Raw genomic sequence first — 14,733 nt, 5'->3', positions numbered from 1 at the left:
CCGCTTGCAGCAGACGGCCCGCTTGCAGCAGACACCCCACTGGACGTACGCTCCTGCCAGAGGGCAAAACGCCTCGTCGCCCCGGCGGCCAGGCACCCACACGCGGTCTCGGACGAGTCGCCACTTCTTCATCGAAGGAGTGCACGTGTCCACCCGTTCCCCCGCCCGGCTCCGCGACGCCGGGATCGCCCTCACCGGCCTGTCCGCCGTCTTCCTGTTCGAGATGCTCGACAACTCGGTGCTGAACGTTGCCCTGCCCACCATCGGCCGCGAACTCCACGCGTCGACGACCGGCCTGCAGTGGGTCACCGGTGCCTACTCGGTCGTCTTCGGCGCCCTCATGCTCCTGTTCGGCGCGGTCGCCGACCGGTTCGGCCGACGTCGGGTCATGCTCGTCGGTCTGGTGCTGCTCGCGCTCTCCGCCCTGGCGACCACCCTCGTCACCACGACCGGCGAACTCGTCGCGGTCCGCGCGCTCATGGGGCTCGCAGCGGCCATGACGACGCCCGGGTCGATGGCCCTGGCCTTCCGGCTCTTCGACACCGACGCCCTGCGGGTCCGGGCGCTGACGGTCATCTCCACCGCGGGCCTGGTCGGGCTCGCGGTCGGACCGACGGCGGGTGGCTTCGCCCTCGCGGTGGCGCCGTGGCAGGCCCTGCTCCTCGTGAACGTCCCGACCGCGGCGCTCGCGTTCATCGGCATCCGGACCGGCGTCCCCGCTGACCGACCGGAGGACCTGCACCCCGACCGGATCGACGTGACCGGCGCGCTGTTCGGCACCACGGCCCTGGTCGGTGCACTCGGGACGCCCACCCTCTTCGCGGAGGCGGGCAGCGCCTCCTGGCCGGGGTGGACCGGGGTCGTCGTGACGGTCGCAGCGGTGGCGGCCTTCGTGCAGCGGGAGCGCACCGCGGCACAGCCGCTGCTCGACCTGCGCCTGCTCGCCCGTCCGCTCGTCGCGAGCGGTCTGGCGTACAAGGCGGCCTCCGGACTGGCCGTCTCCGGCCTGTCCTACCTGGTGACGCTGCAGCTGCAGTTCGCCTGGGGGTGGTCGCCGGCGCTGGCCGCGATCGGGACGCTGCCGCAGGTGGTGGTGCTCCTGGCGTCCGGACGCTTCGTCGGCCCGTTCGTGCAGCGGGTGGGCCTCGGCCGCGCGGCCTGGCTGAGCGCCGGCGCCGTCGTGGCAGGACTCGCGCTCTTCACCGTCGGCGGCCGAGCCGGGTACGGCTGGGTCGCCGCGGCACTCGTCCTCGTCGCCGCGGGGATGCGGGTCGTCGGGGTCGTCGCGGGCAACAACGTGCTCCAGGGCCTGCCGTCGAACCGGACGTCGGTCGGTGCGGCGCTCGTCGACACCTCGAGCGAGCTCGCGACCGCGGTGGGCATCGCGGCGACCGGGACGGTGCTGGCGCTGCTCGTGCCGGGCAGCATCGCGTCGACGTCGTGGACGGCGGACCGGCTGGCCGCGTTCGAGGGCGGGATCACCGTCGCGGGCGTCGTCCTGACGGTCGTCGCCGCCGTGCTTGTCGCCGTCGGCATGGCCCGCGCGACGACCCGCGCGGGCACGCCGGTGGCCGAACCGGCTCAGACGGCGCTGTAGCCGCCGTCCGCCACGAGCACGGATCCGGTGATGAACGACGCCGCGTCGCTCGCCAGGAAGACGACGCTCGGCGCGATCTCCTCGGGCAGGGCGAAGCGCTGCTGCGGTGCGTCCTCGATCCAGTACCGCCGGAACTCCGGGGAGTCCACCGGGGCCATCTCGGTCTTCACGTACCCGGGGGCGACGGCGTTCACGCGGATCCCGTACTTCGCCCACTCGACCGCGAGCGACTTCGTCAGGTGGTGCACGGCGGCCTTCGACGCGTTGTACGCCGGCTGCCACTGCGGCCGGTTCACGATGAGGCCCGACATGCTGCCGATGTTCACGATCGAGCCCGAACCGGCATCGCGCATGTGCGCGCCGACCGCCGTCGACGTCTTCCACAGTGCGCGGACGTTGAGGTCGAACACGTCGTCCCACTCGCTGTCGGGGACGTCGAACGCGTCCCGGTGGTGGCACGTGCCGGCGTTGTTGACGAGCACGTCGAGGCGGCCGAGGGCGGTCATGGCATCCTCGGTCATGCGCGCCACCTGCTCGCCGTCGGTGATGTCCGCCGTGATGGTGACGAAGTCGTGGCCGGCATCCGCGGCCTCGGCGGCGACCAGGGCGTTGCGCTCCGCGGAGCGCCCGACGATCGCCACGCGGGCGCCGGCCTCGGCCAGGCCGAACGCGAACGCACGGCCGAGTCCCTGGTTGCCGCCGGTGACGAGGGCGGTCCGGCCGGTGAGGTCGAAGGGTGAGGTCATGGAGCGGGCGCCTTCCTGAGCGGGGTCGGCGCGGTGCACCGCGTCGACGAGGTACCGCCCTGCGTACACGACCCGGCCGGGAGGCGCGGCGTGCGTCCGCCCCGCACCGCACCTCCCGCGCTGGTCACCATCACCGCGTCCGGTCGCTCAGTGCGTGTCGGTCGCGTTCCGCCGGTCGAGCTCGACGAGCATCGCGGCGATGTTCCGTAGCACCCTCGGCGTCTGCAGGAGGGTGACGATCAGGAACACGAGGAACATCGCCGCCGCGAACCAGAAGACCGGCCGCCCGGTGACGGCGAGGGACACCTCGAGGACCATCGCCAGCACGAACACGACGGGTCCGAACCACCGCTGTCGGCGGTACTGCTGCTGGTAGTGCTCGAGCGCCTGGCGCCACTGCGCCGGGTCGGCATCAGCGGGCAGTTCGCCGCGCCTCACCGCTCGACCGAGTGAACGATCACGCGCTGCCGGCCCGACGCTCCGGCGCTGCCGACCGATCCAGAGCCCGAAGATCACGCCGAACGCGGCGCCGGTCACGGCACTCGCTGTGCCACGGATCCAGACGGGCACGTCGGCGGGCATGGTGACGAACGTCGACAGGTACCAGAAACCGCCGAACGCGACCGCGAGGACGATCATCACGGCCCACAGCGGCCACCTACGCATCGAATCCATATCGCCATCGTGCCAGCCGAGCGCGGCGGTCGCCCGGAACGAGGAAAGCCCCCGGCCGGACCTGGTGGTCCTGCCGGGGGCTTTCCCGTGGTGGGCGATACTGGGATCGAACCAGTGACCTCTTCCGTGTCAGGGAAGCGCGCTACCGCTGCGCCAATCGCCCAGATTCCCTGTCTGAACCGGGGTTCGTACAGGATCTGGAGGGTGTTGCTGGAGGTGGGGACGGGATTCGAACCCGCGTGGACGGCTTTGCAGGCCGCTGCCTAGCCTCTCGGCCACCCCACCATCGAGGTTCACGTCTCCGTGAGTACCCGAACGGTGGGATACCCTCTGGTGAGTCGCAGGGCTTCGAGAAGCCCCGCACTCGAGCGGATGACGAGATTCGAACTCGCGACCCTCACCTTGGCAAGGTGATGCGCTACCACTGCGCCACATCCGCATTTGTCTTTCCGCTGTCGCGGCGACGACGTAAACTCTATACGAACCCGGGGGCATCCGCCAAAATCCTTCCCGTTCACCGGGCGTGTCCCCCGATTTCATGCGGATCCGGCCGGTTCGAGCCCCCTCGCACGGCGCAGTCTTCGCCATGTGGTGCACAGTTGCGTGCTCCGTGCCTGCTTTCAGGCCCGCCCCATGCGGTCAAGCTCGCACGGAGGCGCCAATGCCGCACCGTGCGAACGTGCCCCAACGCCGCACGGTGCGCCGCTGCACACCCGCGGCGCGCCACACCCGGGGCGCGCGCCGTGTTCGATGCACCGCCGGACTTCCGCTACTATCGACTCGCACGAACAGTGCAGGGGGCGATTGGCGCAGTTGGTAGCGCGCTTCGTTCACACCGAAGAGGTCATCAGTTCGAGTCTGGTATCGCCCACCCACCCTGCAAGAGCCCGGCGCACAAGCGTCGGGCTCTTCGCATCTGTTGAGACAGTCAGCAGCCAGAACAGCCACCAGCACGATCGGACGAAGGGGCGCATGACCGACGTCGACCTCGAGTTCGCCCGGGTCCGAGCGGTCCTCGACCGTCCGACCCTGCGCCTCATGTCCCGCCCGACGAGCGCGACGGTCCTCGCCGTGTTCCGCACGGTGTTCGACCGCGACGTCCAGTACGTCCCCGCCGACCGCATGCACCTGCAGGTCGAGGAGCACGTCGCCCGCCTGCAGGCATCGGGTGCACGCGTGCCCGCGAGCGAACAGCACGAGCAGAGCGAGCAGGACCCCCGACCGAACGGCCGCGCCCTCTGCCGTGAGTGGGTGGCGGCACAGTGGCTCGTCCGCTCCAACTCCCCCGACGGCGACGAGCAGTACTCCCTGACCAGTCACGCGCTCGAGGCCCTGAGCCTCGTCGACGCCCTGTCGGCCGACCGCGCACTGATCAGCGAGAGCCGCCTGGCGATGATCGTCGACGCCGTGCACCGCTGGGCCGCCCGTGCCGAGCCGGACCCCGACGTGCAGATCCGCCGCATCGACGCCCAGATTGCCGAACTGCAGGCCGAGCGTGAACGCCTCGAGCACGGCGACGACGTCGTCACGGTCGAGGACGACCGGATGCGCGACGGGTACACGAACATCTCCGACCTGATCCGGCAGCTGCCGAGCGACTTCAAGCGCGTCGAAGAGGCCGTCGCGACGATGCACCGCTCGATCGTCGAGGACTTCCGACAAGAGGTCCGCCCGATCGGCGAGATCCTCGACGACTACCTCGCGCGCACCGACAACCTGATGCAGGCGACGCCCGAGGGCCGCGCGTTCGAGGGCGCCTTCGAGCTGCTGCGCGACGACGCCCTGCTGCTCCGCCTGCGCGACGACATCGCGACGATCCTGTCCCACTCGTTCGCCGACGGCCTCGGAGCCGGTGAGCGTCGCGCGTTCCGCAACACCGTGACGATCCTCCGCCAGGGCATCGAGGACGTCCTCGCCCAGCGGCGTCAGCTCACCGCGACCCTGCGCGACCAGATCGTCGCCCACGACGTGGTCCGCGACCGTGAGCTCGACGCCGTGATCCGCTCGATCAACCGCGGCCTGGCGACGCTGATGGACCAGGGCGGTGCGCGCGACCGCATCCCGCTCCCCCTGCTGCCGGCGGCGGCCGAGGTCGGCACCCTGCGCGAGCGCTTCTACGACCCGGACGCCGAGTCGGTGCCGCCACCCATCGAGGAACCCGACGACGACGTCTTCGAGGACCTCGACGTCGAGATGCTCCGCAAGCACGGCGGCCCGCTCCTGACGGAGCTGCGCGCCGCACTCCGGTTCGCCGAGGCCGACTCGAGCGTCGACGCGTTCCACGGGCTGCCGCCCGAGCAGCGTCGACCGGTCGAGTTGTTCGGCCTCGCCCACCTGCTGACGGGGCGCGACGACTTCGAGTCCGCCGCGCACCTCGCCGAACACCGCACGGTGCGCCCGGACGGCAGCCCGGTCACCTTCCACATGCCCACCGCGGCGCTCGCTGCGGAGCGCACGCCGGCCGGCGAACACCACGACGACACACAGAACGCACAGGAGGCACGGTGAGCGACACGACGCCGACACCGGTCGACGAGACGGTCCCCTACGACGACCCCGCAACGGTCCTGCAGGACGACGAACGCGACGAGTCCAGCTTCGCCCTCTTCGAGGGCGACGAGGGTCGGCTCGACGAGCACCAGCGCCGCGCCCTGGTGGCGCTGCTCCGCCACTCGTACGTCAGCTCCCGCACCCACCCCGACGAGTGGCGCGCGGTGCTCGACGGCGAGTACCAACTGCGGTCGCGCCTGAACGACCTGTTCCTCGAGCTGCACGTCGACCGCGACCGCGAGGTCGCCTGGAAGCGCCAGGCCCGCTCGGAGAGCCAGCGCCGTCCGTTCCCCACGCTGCTGCGCGACCTGCCGTACACCCGCGAGGAGACGATCGTCCTCGTCTACCTGCGGATGCGGCTGCGAGCCGATGCCCGGCCGGGGCCGGACCAGGTGGTCGTCGACCGCGCGGAGATCCGCGGGCACGTCGCCGGCTTCCGACCGGCGACCGCGACCGACCGCACCCGCGACGAGGGCCGTGTGGCGAAGGCCGTCGAGCGTCTCGTCACGGCGCGCATCCTGATCCGCACGTCCGACCCGGACCGGTTCCGGGTGGCGAGCGTCGTCGAGGTGCTGCTCCCCCTGGAGCGCCTGCTGGAACTGGACACCTGGTTGCGGACCACCACCGCGCAGGAAGTGGCGACCGCCCCGGGCGGCGAGCCGAACGGCGGAGCCGACCCGGGCCTCCCGACTGACTACACCGACACCGACGACGAAGGCGAGACGGAAGCGTGACCGACACGTTCGAGATCCCGGCGCTCTTCGACACGGTCGCGCAGTGGCGCGCCGAGTCGATGCAGGTCGTGAACTGGGGCGGGTTCCACGGCCACCGGCAGGTCGAGCTGTCCGGCACCGCGACGCTCATCTCCGGCGCGTCCGGCACCGGCAAGTCCACGCTGATGGACGCGTACCTGGCCGTGATGATGCCGTCCGACGTGCCGTTCAACGGCGCCTCGAACGACGCCACGACGGGTCGCGCGCGCAGCGCCGACCAGCGCAACCTGCTCACGTACCTGCGGGGCAAGGTCGACACCCGCCGCGATCCCGAATCCGGTGCCCTGCGCGACGTGAACCTGCGCGGCGACGACCAGACCACCTGGGGTGCGGCCGCGGTCACGTTCCGGAACGACGACGAGCGGCGCTTCACGGTGCTGCGGGCGTACATCGTGCCGAAGCGCGCGCGCGGCGTCGGCGACATCCAGATGACCATGGCGACGGTCGACGACACCTTCGACCTGCGTCGGCTCGAGGAGTTCGTGCCGACGCGGTTCCACCACCTCGAACTGACCGGTCGTGTTCCCGGCCTCGTCATCCGCGACACCTACCAGGAGCTCGCGTACACGCTGCAGACGCGCCTCGGCATCGGCGACTCCGGTGGCGGCAACCGGGCGATGCGCCTGCTCGCGCGCATCCAGGCCGGGCAGCACCTGCCGACGGTCGACGCGCTGTACAAGTCGCTCGTGCTCGAGACCCCCGGCACCTACGAGGCGGCCGACCGCGCCCTCGCGCACTTCTCCGCGCTCGACGAGGCGTACGAGGCGATGGACACCGAGGAGCGCAAGGTCCGCATCCTCTCCCCCATCACCGACCTGCACGACGAGATCGAACGGTCGAAGGCCGCCGCCGAGGCCCTGGACGGCATCGCCACCGGCGCCGAGGTCTCCCCGTTCGCGCACTGGACGGCCTCGCGGAAGCGGGACCTGCTCGACGCCGAGGCGGACCGCAACGGCCGGGAGCGCACGGCGTCCCGCGCCGAGGTCGCCGCCGCCGAGGCCCGGCACGCCGCCGTGGAGATCGAGCTGCGTGACGCCGAGGCTCGGCTGCGCGACCAGGGCGGCAACGCGCTCGCCCAGCTCGAGGACCGCATCGAGCGACTCACCCGTGAGCGCGACGCGGTGGTCCGGACCCGGGCGACGTTCGACGAGCGCACAGCGGTGCTCGGCGCGTCCGTCGCGACCGAGGCCGACTTCACTGCCGCGCAGCGCAGCTCGCACGAGTTCCTCGGTTCCTACGCTGCTTCGCGCTCGTCGTTGGACGACCGCCGCGACGCCCTGACGCGCGAGGAGTACCCGCTGCTCGACCGGGAGCGCTCGCTGCGCCAGGAGCGGCAGTCGCTCGAGCACCGTCAGGGCGCGATGCCCCTGCCGATGCACGAGGCCCGGCTCGCGATGGCCCGGGCCGCCGGCATCGACCCCGCCGACCTGCCGTTCGTCGCCGAACTGCTCGACGTGCAGCCCGGCGAAGAGCGCTGGCGGACGGCGATCGAGTCCGTGCTGGCCCCCGTCGCCCGCACCCTGCTGGTCGACCAGGACCGCCTCGGTGCGTTCAGTGAGGCGATCGACGCACTCCGCCTGCCCGTCCGCGTGCAGTTCGAGGGCGTGCCGACCGGACCGCACCTGGACCTCGACGGCGACCCCGCGATGGTGTCCGGCAAGCTGGCCATCAAGCAGTCGCCCTTCAGCACCTGGGTGCGCGAGCGGATCGAGTCGGACCGCACCGACGCCCGCTGCGTCACCGACGCCTCGGAGCTCGGTGGTGGCGGCCGGCGCGTGACCGAGTCCGGGCAGCTCCGCGACGGCCGTCGTGGTGCGCACGGCGACCGCCGCCAGACCAACGTCATCGGCTTCACCAACGAGGCCCGCGTCGCCGCCGTCGAGCAGGAACTCGCCTCGATCGCGCAGGACCTCGCCACGCTCGAGGCCCGTCGCACCGACGTCGCGCAGGACCTCACCGCACTCGACGTCCTCCGCGCCGCGCACCAGCACGTCGTCGACGTGACCTGGGACGCCATCGACGTCCAGGGAGTCGAGACCTCGCTGGCACGCCTCGACGAGGAACGGCAGGCGCTCCTCGCCGCCGACGACGGCCTCAGGACCCTGCGCGCCTCGGTCGCCCGCCTGCGGAAGTCGCTCGACGAGGCCGCCGACCGCCGCTCCGCCGCACGGCTCTCCGTGCAGCGCCTCGAGGAGCGGCACGCCGTGCTCGTCGACGGCCAGGACGCCGCCGCCGAGATCCTGTCGCGTTTCGACGACACCCCCGAGTCGTTGCCCGACGACGAGCAGTCGCGACTCCTCGCCGAGACGTTCGCCGAGGTCGGTGCACCGGACGGTGTGGACGGTTTCGACGACGCGACCCGACGGCTCCGGCGACGCCTCGAGGAGCGGCTGTCGCAGGCACTCGACGGTGCCGCAGCGGCCTCGACGTCGTTGACGCTCACGTTCCAGCGGTACCAGGACGCCTGGCCGGACCCGAACCTCGGCACCGGCGTCGCGTCGTACCCGGACTACCACGCCATCCTCGACCAGATCGTCGCGACCGGCCTGCACGCCCGCCGCACCGAGTGGCGTCGGCGGCTGTCGCAGTGGAGCGGCGAGGACCTCGTGCCGCTCGCCGGGGCCTTCGACCGGGCCGTCGTCGAGATCGAGGAGCGCCTCGAACCGGTCAACGAGATCCTGCGGGACCTGCCGTTCGGCGCCAACCGCGATCGTCTGAAGATCCAGATCCGGCGGGTCACCCGCGAGGACGTCACCGCGTTCCGCCGCGAGCTCCGCGCCCTGTCCGCCTCGGTCGACGCCGAGCTGACCGACGACGTGCTCGAGACCCGGTTCCGTCGGCTCCGGCGCTTCATGGCCGTCATCCGCCCCGACCCGGACGCCGCCCGTGGCCGCACCACGCAGCGCGACGCCGTGCTCGACGTCCGACGGCACATGGAGATCACGGCGGTCCGCTACGACACGTCGGGCAACGACCTCGGTGTGTACTCGTCGCTCGGTGACAAGTCCGGTGGTGAGACGCAGGAGCTCGTGGCGTTCATCGTCGGTGCGGCGCTCCGCTACCAGCTCGGCGACGAGACCCGGCCCCGGCCGCGGTTCGCCCCGGTGTTCCTCGACGAGGCGTTCATCAAGGCGGACTCGGAGTTCGCCGGCCGTGCCGTCACCGCGTGGCTGCGGCTCGGGTTCCAGCTGGTGGTGAGTGCGCCGCTCGACAAGGTCACGGCGCTCGAGCCCTCGATGGAGCGGCTGCTCTCGATGCGCAAGCACCCCGAGACCGGTCACTCGTCCATCACCGAGATCGCCCGGGTCCCCGCCGACGCCTGACGCTTGCCGAGAGGTCACGAACTGTCGGATGGCGGCGGCGCCGCCGACAGTTGGTGACCACTCAACGCGCTACCGGCGGGGTGTCCTGACCACCCGGCACGCGCTGTGGGGGTGCCCGGCGACGGCCTGGAGGCGCGGGGCGAGCCTGCCACGGTCCTCCCGGCCGTCGCCCTGCCGGTCGCAACGCCCTGCTCACCTTCGCGCACTGGTCACGATGCGTCGCCTGGCGGCGCCGCCGCCGACGGCCTGCGACCACTCGGAGCACGGCCGACGGGATGTCGTGGCCACCCGGCGGGTGCTTCGTCAGCGTGTCGACAGGCGCCGCACAGACGTTCCTTCACCACTCGCCACTACGGTGAGGGCGTGTTCGGACGCCGCTCCCCCAAGCCCCGCCCCGACGACGCCCCCGGCCTCGGCATCGGTGCGCTCGTGCAGGTCATCGACTCCGCGGAGGGCGGCGAGCGGTGGGCCGACGAGCCGATCGGTGTGATCGTGGCTCCCGGTGGGAACCAGATCGTCGGCTACCCCGGCGTCGGCGAACCGCTGTCGTGGACCGTCGCGTTCGAGGAGCCCGTGTACACGAAGGACGGCCGCGGCCCCTTCGAGCGCGCGACCGTCCTGAGTCGTCAGTTGGTGCCGATCACGACCGGCAGCGGCGAGTAGCCCAGCGGGCTCAGTACTCTTCGGAGCCGCTCTTCATCATGGCGGCGACCGCCATGCAGCAGCCCACACCACCGAGGACGCCGATGCCGATGATGATGCCGGCGATGAGTTCGAGCATGGGGTGACTCCTTGGTTGCTTCGGCCGTGTGGCTTCCCTCAGGTTAGCGGATGCCGCGACGGATCAGCGGATACCGCGCATGAGCTTCAGGACCGGCTTGGCCAGGACGAGCAGGACCACGCCGACCGCGACGGCGACGAGACCGAGCACGGCGAAGTACGGCGCCTCGTTCGCCGGGTCGTAGTACTGCGACAGCACCCCGGTGACGGCGGTGCCGAGCGACACGGACAGGAAGAACAGCGCGACCATCTGCGTCTGGAACTTCGGCGGCGCGAGCTTCGTGGCGACGGACTGCCCGACGGGTGACAGCAGCAGCTCGGCGAGCGTGAAGACGAGCAGGATGCCGACCAGGGCCAGCAGCGGCGTGCCGTTCTGTCCCGAGCCGACGAAGGGCAGGAACAGCAGGAACGCGACGCCCATGATGCCGGTGCCCAGGCCGAACTTCGTCGGGGTGGACGGCTGACGGTCGCCGAGCTTGGTCCAGAGCGCCGCGAAGACCCCGGACAGCACGATGATGAAGACCGGGTTGATCGACTGCACCCACGAGACCGGCATCTCCCACCCGAAGAGCGAGCGGTTCAGTCGCTCGTCGGAGTAGACCGTGACGACGGTGAACTGCTGCTGGTAGAGCGACCAGAACACGGCGCTGCCGATGAAGAGCGGGATGAACGCGAACACCCGCGAGCGCTCCTGCGCCGTGATGCCGCTCGTCAGGATGACGACGAAGTACCCGATCGTGGCGAGGATCACGATCGCGACGACCACGGTGGGCAGGTTGCCGACGTTCAGCAGCCCGGTCAGGACGGCGACCGCGATCACGACCAGGGCGACGACGACCCCGACGCCGATCAGCGGCAAGCGTCGGCGATCGACCGGGTTCGTGACGTGGCGGACTGTGTCGGGCAGGTTCTTCCGACGGATGGCGTACTGGACCAGGCCGGCTGCCATGCCGACGGCGGCGAGCCCGAAGCCGTAGTGGAAGCCGAGCGAGCTCTGCAGCAGCCCGGTCAGGAGCGGCCCGAAGAACGCACCGAGGTTGACGCCGAGGTAGTACAGCGAGAAGCCGGCGTCACGGCGGGGGTCGTCGCGGCTGTAGAGCCCACCGACGATCGTCGTGGCGGTCGCCTTGAGTCCGCCGGACCCGAGCGCGATGAGCACGAGCCCGACGCCCACGCCGGCCACCCCGGGGATGAGCGCCAGGGCGATGTGGCCGAGCATGACGACGATCGCGCTGCCGAACAGTGTGCGGTCGGCACCGAGCAGCCGGTCGGCGATCCACGCGCCGATGATCGTGAACAGGTACACGGCGCCGCCGTACGCGCCCATGATCCCGGTCGCGATGCCCTTGTCGATCCCCAGGCCGCCCTGCGTGACCGTGTAGTACATGTAGATCAGGACGATGCCCTGCATGCCGTAGAACGAGAACCGCTCCCAGAGCTCCACCGCGAAGGGCGTCGACAGCTCGAACGGCTGTCCGAAGAAGGTGCGTTTGGGCTTGGGATCGTGTCCCGTGGTGGAGCCTGACATGTCGGCCAGTCTGCCCCGCGGGCCGGTGGCGCGCCCAATCGTTGATGGGTGCTCATCAAATCGATCGACGCGTGCAGTTGGAGGGTTCCCACCATCGTGGTCGGTCCGTGCCGGGCAGCGTTGTGCGGCCCGCACGGCGTTCCGCCGGCTCCCGGCGGTGGTGTCTAGCGTGGGGAGCGCAACACCGGACACCGCAGTTCAGGAGGACTCCGACCATGGTCGACACCGCATCCGCGCAGCACACCGGCACGCCCACGGCGAAGCACGACGCCGGCGTGAACCCGGGCACGAACGCCAGCGAGAACTCGGGCAAGAACGCCAGCGAGAACTCGGGCAAGAACACGAGCAAGCACACGAGCGACAACGCGGGCAAGCACACCGACATCCGCATCGACGTCGACATGGTCGAGACCCTCCTGCTCGGCCGCTGGGCCGAGGACCGCCGGATCTCCCGCCGCCTCGTGCTCGACCCCGCACTGCACAAGACCGAGGGACTCGGCACCATCGAGCACCGGGCCCGCGCGTTCGAGCAGCTGCAGATCCTGGTCGACGCCGGAGCCATCCAGCGCCCGTACCCGCCCGAGCTCGGCGGCCAGGACAACCACGGCGGCAACCTGGCGGCGTTCGAGGAGATCACCACCGCCGACCCGTCGCTGCAGATCAAGGCCGGCGTGCAGTGGGGCCTGTTCGGCTCCGCGGTGCACCACCTCGGGAAAGCGCGGAACCACGAGGAGTTCCTGCCCGGCATCATCGGGTTCGACGTGCCCGGCTGCTTCGCCATGACCGAGACCGGCCACGGTTCGGACGTGCAGAACATCGCCACGTCGGCCACGTACGACCCCGCCACGCAGGAGTTCGTCGTGCACACGCCGTTCCGCGGGGCGTGGAAGGACTACATCGGCAACGCGGCCCTGCACGGCAAGGCGGCCGTCGTCTTCGCCAAGCTCGTCTCCCAGGGCGTCGACCACGGCGTGCACGCGTTCTACGTGCCGCTCCGTGACGACGACGGCGCGTTCCTGCCGGGCGTCGGCGGCGAGGACGACGGCGTCAAGGGCGGCCTGAACGGCATCGACAACGGCCGGCTGCACTTCGACCACGTCCGCGTCCCCCGCACGAACCTGCTGAACCGCTACGGCGACGTCGCCGAGGACGGCACCTACAGCTCGCCGATCGACTCGCCCGGACGCCGCTTCTTCACGATGCTCGGCACCCTGGTGCAGGGCCGCGTGTCGCTCGACGGTGCCGCGGTCGTCGCCCAGAAGATCGGGCTGCAGATCGCGCTGACGTACGCGATGCAGCGCCGGCAGTTCCCGACGGCGGGCGGTGTCGAGGGCGTCCTGCTCGACTACGGCCGGCACCAGCGCCGGCTCATCCCCCGTCTGGCGACGGTGTTCGCGCAGTCGTTCGCGCACGAGCAGCTGCTCCGCACCTTCGACGACGTGTTCAGCGGGCGAGCCGACACCCCGGAGCGACGCGAGGACCTGGAGACCCAGGCCGCCGCGTTCAAGTCATTGTCGACGTGGTCCGCGCTCGACACCCTGCAGGAGTGCCGCGAGGCCTGCGGCGGCGCGGGCTTCCTCGCCGAGAACCGCCTGACGAGCCTGCGCGCCGACCTCGACGTCTACGTGACGTTCGAGGGCGACAACACCGTCCTGCTGCAGCTCGTCGGGAAGCGTTTGCTCACCGACTTCCGGAAGCGCGCGCCGCGCGACGCCGCGTCGACCGCCAAGTTCGTCGCGTCGCAGGTGGGCGCGAAGCTCGCGGACGCCTCGGGCCTCCGCCGGCTGGGCCAGACCGTCGCCGACCGCGGGTCGCTCGCCGCGAGCGTCACGGACCTGCACGACCCCGCCACGCAGCGCGCGCTGCTCGCCGGCCGCGTGGACACCATGGTCACCGAGATCGGGCTCCGGCTGAACACCGCCGGCAAGGACCGCGCCCGACAGGCCGTGCTCCTGAACCGGTCGCAGCACGAGCTGATCGAGGCTGCGCGCGCCCACGCGGAACTCATGCAGTGGGACGCCTTCACCGAGGGGCTCGACGCGGTCCCCGAGGGCGACACCCGCCGGGTCCTCGTGTGGCTGCGCGACCTGTTCGCGCTGGGACTGCTCGAGCAGCACCTCGACTGGTACCTGGTGCACGGCCGCCTGAGCGCGCAGCGTGCCCGTGCGGTGTCGGCGTCGATCGACCGGCTCGTGGCGCGGCTCCGTCCGGTGGTCCCGCAGCTCATCGAGACCTTCGGCTACGAGCCCGGCCACGTGCGGGCGCCGATCGCGCTCGGCGAGGAGCAGGCGCGCCAGGACGAGGCCCGTGCGTGGTTCGCCGCCGAGGCGGCAGCCGGACGACTCCCCGAACAGGAGAAGAAGCCCCGCGCGTAGCCGCCCGGCCCGCGCCCCGCCAGCGTCATCGCGCCCCGAAGAGTCGGGGCGCTATGCCCGCCACGGGGCGCGCTCGCCGACGACGGTGCGACAACGACCGCGCCCGGCCCGGACTACGCCCGGTCGGCCCCGCCGCGGTCGCCGAGCGCGGCACGCAGCCGCGCCTCGGCGTCGTCACCGGAGGCACCGGTCGCGCCGGCAGCCGCGGCGGCCTCGGCGTTCGCCTCGGCGACCGCCCGCACGACCTCTTCACGCTGGATCTTCACCCCGCGTGGTGCGTCGATGCCGATCCGGACGCCGTCGCCCCGGGCGTCGAGGACCGTGATGACGATTTCGTCACCGACGAGGATCCGCTCGCCGACCTTCCGCGTGAGTACCAGCACCCG

10 protein-coding genes and 4 tRNA genes are annotated in these 14,733 nt (G+C 71.4%); 7 read left to right on the top strand and 7 right to left on the bottom strand.

What is annotated here, in order from left to right:
* Positions 1-145: 145 nt before the first annotated feature.
* Positions 146-1,597 carry an MFS transporter gene (locus EDF51_RS02280; RefSeq protein WP_279586149.1) on the top strand — a complete coding sequence of 484 codons (1,452 nt, stop codon included), beginning with the start codon at positions 146-148 and terminating at the stop codon, positions 1,595-1,597.
* On the opposite strand, the gene EDF51_RS02275 is transcribed toward EDF51_RS02280, so the two are convergent.
* The 5 genes from EDF51_RS02275 to EDF51_RS02255 form a co-directional block, all read right to left on the bottom strand.
* A complete protein-coding gene (locus EDF51_RS02275; RefSeq protein WP_134193761.1) occupies positions 1,582-2,343 on the bottom strand; it encodes a glucose 1-dehydrogenase in 762 nt (253 codons plus the stop codon). The genes EDF51_RS02280 and EDF51_RS02275 overlap by 16 nt on opposite strands.
* 147 nt (positions 2,344-2,490) lie before the next feature.
* Positions 2,491-3,018: a hypothetical protein gene (locus EDF51_RS02270; protein WP_134193759.1), complete on the bottom strand. Its 528-nt coding sequence runs from the start codon at positions 3,016-3,018 to the stop codon at positions 2,491-2,493.
* A gap of 88 nt (positions 3,019-3,106) precedes the next feature.
* Positions 3,107-3,181 (bottom strand) — tRNA-Val (locus EDF51_RS02265).
* A 48-nt stretch (positions 3,182-3,229) separates the two neighbouring features.
* Positions 3,230-3,303: transfer RNA gene (locus tag EDF51_RS02260), tRNA-Cys, on the bottom strand.
* Between the two features lie 82 nt (positions 3,304-3,385).
* A tRNA-Gly gene (locus EDF51_RS02255) sits at positions 3,386-3,457 on the bottom strand.
* A 359-nt stretch (positions 3,458-3,816) separates the two neighbouring features.
* Between EDF51_RS02255 and EDF51_RS02250 the strand changes: the two genes are divergently transcribed.
* From EDF51_RS02250 to EDF51_RS02230, 5 genes are all read left to right on the top strand, one after another.
* A tRNA-Val gene (locus EDF51_RS02250) sits at positions 3,817-3,889 on the top strand.
* A gap of 101 nt (positions 3,890-3,990) precedes the next feature.
* Complete coding sequence (locus EDF51_RS02245; protein ID WP_134193757.1) at positions 3,991-5,526, top strand: DUF3375 family protein; 1,536 nt, start codon at positions 3,991-3,993, stop codon at positions 5,524-5,526.
* Entirely contained in the window at positions 5,523-6,302 is a 780-nt protein-coding gene (locus EDF51_RS02240; RefSeq protein WP_134193755.1) for a DUF4194 domain-containing protein, read from the top strand. Before EDF51_RS02245 ends, EDF51_RS02240 begins: the two co-directional genes overlap by 4 nt.
* Positions 6,299-9,664, top strand: coding sequence for an SbcC/MukB-like Walker B domain-containing protein (locus EDF51_RS02235; RefSeq protein WP_134193753.1), 3,366 nt, complete (start codon positions 6,299-6,301; stop codon positions 9,662-9,664). Before EDF51_RS02240 ends, EDF51_RS02235 begins: the two co-directional genes overlap by 4 nt.
* Positions 9,665-10,027: 363 nt before the next feature.
* On the top strand, positions 10,028-10,327 hold the full coding sequence (locus EDF51_RS02230; RefSeq protein ID WP_123292766.1) for a hypothetical protein: 300 nt from the start codon (positions 10,028-10,030) through the stop codon (positions 10,325-10,327).
* 181 nt (positions 10,328-10,508) lie between these two features.
* On the opposite strand, the gene EDF51_RS02225 is transcribed toward EDF51_RS02230, so the two are convergent.
* Positions 10,509-11,972 carry a peptide MFS transporter gene (locus EDF51_RS02225; protein ID WP_123292872.1) on the bottom strand — a complete coding sequence of 488 codons (1,464 nt, stop codon included), beginning with the start codon at positions 11,970-11,972 and terminating at the stop codon, positions 10,509-10,511.
* A 215-nt stretch (positions 11,973-12,187) separates the two neighbouring features.
* Between EDF51_RS02225 and EDF51_RS02220 the strand changes: the two genes are divergently transcribed.
* Entirely contained in the window at positions 12,188-14,347 is a 2,160-nt protein-coding gene (locus tag EDF51_RS02220) for an acyl-CoA dehydrogenase (RefSeq protein WP_134193751.1), read from the top strand.
* Positions 14,348-14,460: 113 nt separating this feature from the next.
* On the opposite strand, the gene csrA is transcribed toward EDF51_RS02220, so the two are convergent.
* A complete protein-coding gene (gene csrA / locus EDF51_RS02215; RefSeq protein WP_134193749.1) occupies positions 14,461-14,730 on the bottom strand; it encodes a carbon storage regulator CsrA in 270 nt (89 codons plus the stop codon).
* Between the last annotated feature and the right edge of the window lie 3 nt (positions 14,731-14,733).

This window comes from Curtobacterium sp. PhB25, assembly GCF_004365375.1.
Taxonomy (GTDB): Bacteria; Actinomycetota; Actinomycetes; order Actinomycetales; family Microbacteriaceae; genus Curtobacterium.
The sequence above is the reverse complement of the archived record's forward strand: the minus strand, read 5'-3'. Positions and strand labels throughout refer to the sequence as shown.

Bases quoted from the DNA above. Each gene is read 5' to 3' on its own strand.
- EDF51_RS02220 (WP_134193751.1), top strand. From the start codon at position 12,188: ATGGTCGACACCGCATCCGCGCAGCACACCGGCACGCCCACGGCGAAG.
- EDF51_RS02245 (WP_134193757.1), top strand. From the start codon at position 3,991: ATGACCGACGTCGACCTCGAGTTCGCCCGGGTCCGAGCGGTCCTCGAC.
- EDF51_RS02225 (WP_123292872.1), bottom strand. From the start codon at position 11,972: ATGTCAGGCTCCACCACGGGACACGATCCCAAGCCCAAACGCACCTTC.
- EDF51_RS02270 (WP_134193759.1), bottom strand. From the start codon at position 3,018: ATGGATTCGATGCGTAGGTGGCCGCTGTGGGCCGTGATGATCGTCCTC.
- EDF51_RS02275 (WP_134193761.1), bottom strand. From the start codon at position 2,343: ATGACCTCACCCTTCGACCTCACCGGCCGGACCGCCCTCGTCACCGGC.